At 46.7% G+C, this 5,047-nt stretch carries 5 protein-coding genes; 4 read left to right on the forward strand and 1 reads right to left on the reverse strand.

The window, feature by feature from the left end; genetic code table 11:
- Positions 1–212: 212 nt before the first annotated feature.
- A complete protein-coding gene (gene add, locus ADG03_RS00315; RefSeq protein WP_049472316.1) occupies positions 213–1,232 on the reverse strand; it encodes an adenosine deaminase in 1,020 nt (339 codons plus the stop codon).
- 136 nt (positions 1,233–1,368) lie between these two features.
- Here add and yghU point away from each other — a divergent pair, with 136 nt between their 5' ends.
- The 4 genes from yghU to ADG03_RS00335 all read left to right on the forward strand — a co-directional run bounded on the left by yghU (position 1,369) and on the right by ADG03_RS00335 (position 4,999).
- The gene (gene yghU / locus ADG03_RS00320) at positions 1,369–2,157 is read left to right on the forward strand and encodes a glutathione-dependent disulfide-bond oxidoreductase (RefSeq protein ID WP_049472313.1); all 789 of its coding nucleotides are present in this window, start codon (positions 1,369–1,371) and stop codon (positions 2,155–2,157) included.
- 270 nt (positions 2,158–2,427) lie between these two features.
- Entirely contained in the window at positions 2,428–3,117 is a 690-nt protein-coding gene (locus ADG03_RS00325; protein WP_049472311.1) for a tRNA (adenine(22)-N(1))-methyltransferase, read from the forward strand.
- Positions 3,104–3,901 (forward strand): Nif3-like dinuclear metal center hexameric protein, encoded by a 798-nt coding sequence (locus ADG03_RS00330; protein ID WP_049472310.1) that lies wholly within the window; start codon positions 3,104–3,106, stop codon positions 3,899–3,901. The genes ADG03_RS00325 and ADG03_RS00330 overlap by 14 nt, the downstream gene beginning before the upstream one ends.
- A gap of 6 nt (positions 3,902–3,907) precedes the next feature.
- Positions 3,908–4,999, forward strand: coding sequence for an NAD(P)/FAD-dependent oxidoreductase (locus ADG03_RS00335; protein WP_049472308.1), 1,092 nt, complete (start codon positions 3,908–3,910; stop codon positions 4,997–4,999).
- The last annotated feature ends 48 nt before the right edge of the window (positions 5,000–5,047 follow it).

Genomic DNA, 5,047 nt, shown 5'->3' on the forward strand with positions numbered 1-5,047 from the left:
GACTTAGTTTTGAACCTAAGGTTTCAAAACTCCCGAGTGCCTGAAACAATAGTGTTTCAGGCACTTTTCTCACGGCGGAAAGTTTTTAGTTTATACTTGAATAGTTTTAAAAATAAGACATTATTTTTACTGAAACAAATAGGTTCTTAATTGAAAAAATAATTTTTAACCATACAAAAAGCTAGCAGTCATATATTGCTAGCATTTTTCGTTTATAGATAGTCCGCGTAAGCTTTTTCTAGTTTGGTAAGGAGTTCTTGTTTTTCCTCCTCACTAGCAAAGGAAGCCTGGATGGCATGGACATTGTGCTGGTAAAAGTCAGTTTCCTTGGTTTGGAAATGCTGATGATAGAGGGCGTATTCCTTGGTGAGGTCGGTATCAGATACAGTCCGATTATCGGTATTGATACTGATTCGAGCACCTGCTTCCTTCATTTTCAAATAAGGAAAATCCTCTAAAGTCGGCGCTGCTTTTGTCTGTAAGTTGCTGGTCAAGCAGAGTTCACCAGTGACCCCATTTTCAATAAAGGATTGGAGTAAGGCTGGTTCATGAGATAGAGCCGTCACGTGCCCATTGCGTTTGATGCCAAATGCAATCGATTGGGCAACAAAGTGTGGGCAATGACACTCACCTGCATGAAGCGTCATAGGCCGATGGTAACTCTTGACTTGCTCGATTAAAGTTCGAATATCTTCTGGAGAGTAGTTGTGCTCATCTCCGGCAAAGTCAAAACCAACAAAATCCTGATCACTAACTTGGTTGGCTTCTGCAAGAATGCGAGAGGTGACCTCTTGATCGGACTGGCGCATGCCACAGACCAAGGCTTTTGCAACAATGCCAAATTCCTCCTGGGCTTGGCGTAGACCATCGCAGACAGCATCGATGGTTTCTGGAACGGTGAGGCCTTGGTCCATGGACAATTCTGGTGCGAAGCGGACTTCGATGTAGACGACATTTTCAAGAGCAGCTTGCTTGGCCACATCGTAAGCAGCAAGCGTCAAGGCTTCTTTGGTTTGAAGAAGGGGCCGAATGTAGTCAAAGGCCTCCAAATAGTCCAAAAGATTCTCACAGTGGGCAGGCGCAGTGACATGGTGCTTGAGCTCCTCATCGCTAGCAGGTAGGTCAATATTGGCCATAGCTGCCAGCTGGCGAATGGTCGGAAGAGACAAGGAACCATCTAAGTGGCAGTGCAATTCTGTCTTTGCCAAACTATGAAAGTCGATCGTGGACATGGTTTTCTCCTTAAAATTGTATTTTTTCTATACTATCATTTTGACAAAAAAAGTCAAGTAGCCTTCGCGTAGCAGATCTTTGAAAGGGAGCCCGATATTTGATATGCTAGGAGTAGCGAAATAAAGGAGAAGAAAGATGTCAGACTATCAATTACCAGAAGTATGGAAAGCACCGAGCCAAATGGGAGGAGCCTGGGGTGGCTTGAACCAACCAACAGCAGGTGCCCGCTTTGAACAAACTCTTCCAAAAGGGGATCAACCTTTCCAACTCTATACCCTTCCAACACCCAATGGGATCAAGGCCACCATTATGCTGGAGGAATTGAAAGAGCTGGGAGTGGATGCAGGCTATGACGCTTATCGGATCAAGATTGGTGAGGGAGATCAGTTTGGTAGTGACTTTGTAGCCATCAACCCAAACTCGAAAATTCCAGCCATGTTGGATCAATCAGGCGATCAAGCCATTCGTGTCTTTGAATCGGCCAATATCCTCCTGTATCTAGCAGAGAAATTTGGCAAATTAATCCCTACTGATCTGGCTAAACGGACAGAAGTGCTCAACTGGCTCTTCTGGCAGACGGGGGCTGCACCTTTCCTAGGGGGAGGCTTTGGTCATTTCTTCCACTATGCACCTGAGAAAATCGAGTATGCCATCAATCGCTTTGCCATGGAAGCCAAACGCCAATTGGACCTACTGGACAAGGAATTGGCTACCAAACCTTATATTGCAGGAGATGACTATACCATTGCAGATATTGCCATCTGGTCTTGGTATGGCCGTCTCGCCCAAGACAAGGTCTGGGACCGAGCAGGAATTTTCCTAAATGTAAAGGAATACAAGCATTTGCAAGCTTGGACAGAGAAAATTGCCAATCGCCCAGCCGTGCAACGTGGCTTGGAAGTAGAATATAAGGAAATTGACTAAAGTCTAATATCGGCTTGTTGAGGATGATAGCGAGAGTTTCCGCCGTGAGTATAGCACATGAAACGTATAAGTTTCATGTGCCCGGAAGTTTTGAGACATTAGACTCAAAACTTAGTCATGGAACTTTGAAGAAGTTCGCTGACGTCCGGACTCACCTAAGGAAAGTCTAAAGTAATACCTTTCCATAATAGACAAGGCGCCGTTGCGCCTTTTTTTAATGGTGCAAACATGGTATACTATAGGATGGAATAAAAGTATAGAAAGAAGCACATGGAATTTACAAAATTATCAAATCGCTTGAATCTGGTGGCCAGTTTCGTCCCAGCTGGAGCGCGTCTTTTGGATGTGGGGAGTGATCATGCTTATCTCCCAATCGCCCTCTTACAAGAAGGCAAGATTGAGGCTGCCATTGCTGGGGAAGTGGTAGAGGGGCCTTATCAGTCTGCCCTCCAAAATGTCGTCGATAATGGTTTAGAGGACAAGATTGAAGTCCGTCTGGCCAATGGCTTGGCTGCCTTTGAACCAGCAGACGGCATTTCCTGTATCACCATTGCTGGCATGGGCGGACGCTTGATTGCAGATATCTTAGCGGCAGGTCTTGAGAAATTAGCCAATGTCTCTCGCTTGGTTCTGCAGCCCAATAATCGAGAGGATGAACTGCGGGCTTGGTTAGTCGACCATGATTTCCACATTGTTGATGAAGCTATCTTGGAAGAAAATGAGAAGTTTTATGAGATCCTTGTGGTGGAACACGGTTCTCAAGAGTTGACAGCCAAGGAACTACGCTTTGGTCCCCATTTGATGCGGGAACAAGCTCCAGCCTTTGTCCAAAAGTGGTCCAAGGAAGTGGAGAAATTAGCCTTCGCCTTGGAGCAGGTCCCAGTTGAGAATCAATCTGCCAGAGCATCGTTAGAAGAGCGCATCGCTCACATCAAGGAGGTTCTACATGTTAGCAAGTGAAGTCATCAAACGCTATGAATCCTATTGTCCTCAGGAATTGTCTATGGAGGGAGATGTCCGTGGCCTACAAGTCGGCACGCTACAAAAAGACATCAAGAAGGTCATGGTAGCCCTAGATATTCGGGAGCAGACGGTGGCAGAAGCAATCGCTCATGGGGTGGACTTGATCATCGTCAAGCACGCGCCTATTTTCCGTCCCATCAAGGATTTGGTAGCTGATCGGGCCCAAAATCAGATCTATATCGATTTGATCAAGCATGATATCGCAGTCTACGTCAGCCATACTAATATTGACATTGTCCCAGATGGTCTCAACGATTGGTTTTGCCAGCTCTTGGAAATTGAAGATACAGAGCCCCTCAGTATGACAGGGGAAGGACTTGGAATCGGCCGGATCGGTCGGGTAGCTACACAAACCTTTGGACAGTTGACTAGCAAGGTTAAAGAAACCTTTGGCTTAGATGCTTTGCGCATAGTCAGTTATGATCAGGCGGATTTGGATCGGGTTATCAAGCATGTCGCAATCTGTGGAGGAAGTGGCCAGTCCTTTTACAAGGATGCTCTCGCCAAGGGAGCAGATGTTTATATCACAGGAGATATCTACTACCACACGGCTCAGGACATGCTGAGCGATGGCCTCTTGGCCTTAGATCCCGGGCACCATATCGAGGTTCTCTTTGTGTCAAAACTAGTAGAAAAGCTCAATCAGTGGAAGGCTGAGGAAGCCTGGGAGATTGAAGTGATTGGCAGTCAAGCCAGCACCAATCCTTTTTACCATATCTAAGGGGTCATGATGAAAGTTGCGATTATTGGTGCAGGGATCGTGGGATCCACTGCAGCCTATTATTTATCCAAAGAAGCACAAGTGGATGTGACTGTCTATGACCATGGAGTCGGCCAAGCAACCAAGGCGGCGGCAGGCATTATTAGCCCTTGGTTTTCTAAACGGCGTAATAAGGCTTGGTATCGCCTGGCTCGTCTGGGGGCTGATTTCTACCAAGAATTGGTAGAAGACCTGGCCAAGGACGGAATTAATACAGATTTTTACCAGCAGACCGGCGTCTATCTCCTCAAGAAAAAGGAAGAAAAATTAGACGAACTCTATCAGTTGGCGCTGAGTCGTCGGGAAGAATCTCCCTTGATCGGAGACTTAGCGATTTTAAACAAAGAAGAAGTGTGCCAACAATTCCCAGGTCTACAAGGCTTTGAACAGCTCCTTTATGCCTCAGGTGGGGCCCATGTAGAGGGAGCCCTTCTAACGGAAACTCTCCTTGAAGCCAGTGGCGCAAGACTGATTAAGGAAGAGGTTGCTTTGGCTATTACAGAGGATGGTTTTCAGATAGCAGGAGAAAGCTATGACAAAGTCATCTTGGCAACAGGAGCCTGGTTGGGTCAAATGCTCGAGCCACTTGGCTACCAAGTTGATGTCCGGCCTCAAAAAGGACAGTTGAGGGATTATCAGCTAGACCGAGATATTGCTGATTATCCAGTGGTCATGCCGGAAGGAGAGCTGGATATCATTCCCTTTCAGAAGGGCAAGATCAGTATGGGAGCCACTCATGAGAATGAGATGGGCTTTGACCTGACGGTGGATCAGGCTTTGCTGAATCAGATGGAAACAGAAGCCTTGGCCTACTATCCAGAACTCGCTCAAGCAGAAGTTATCGGGGAGCGCGTGGGAACCCGTGCCTACACCAGTGACTTTTCACCATTTTGGGGAGCTGTTCCTGATCAAGTAGGCCTCTATGTCGCCAGTGGACTTGGTTCGTCTGGCCTCACAACTGGTCCCCTCATTGGGTGGCACCTATCCCAACTCGTGGTAGGAGGAAACCTGCGCTTAGATCCAGCAGATTATCCAGTTGAACAATATGTGAAGAAGTAGGCTGGGACAAAAGTCCTAGCCTCTCAATTGTCTTTGGATTGTCGAGCA

The sequence above is a fragment of the Streptococcus parasanguinis genome (assembly GCF_001069785.1).
In the GTDB taxonomy this organism is placed as follows: Bacteria; Bacillota; Bacilli; order Lactobacillales; family Streptococcaceae; genus Streptococcus; species Streptococcus parasanguinis_T.

Bases quoted from the DNA above. Each gene is read 5' to 3' on its own strand.
- add (WP_049472316.1), bottom strand. From the start codon at position 1,232: ATGTCCACGATCGACTTTCATAGTTTGGCAAAGACAGAATTGCACTGC.
- yghU (WP_049472313.1), top strand. From the start codon at position 1,369: ATGTCAGACTATCAATTACCAGAAGTATGGAAAGCACCGAGCCAAATG.
- ADG03_RS00325 (WP_049472311.1), top strand. From the start codon at position 2,428: ATGGAATTTACAAAATTATCAAATCGCTTGAATCTGGTGGCCAGTTTC.
- ADG03_RS00330 (WP_049472310.1), top strand. From the start codon at position 3,104: ATGTTAGCAAGTGAAGTCATCAAACGCTATGAATCCTATTGTCCTCAG.
- ADG03_RS00335 (WP_049472308.1), top strand. From the start codon at position 3,908: ATGATGAAAGTTGCGATTATTGGTGCAGGGATCGTGGGATCCACTGCA.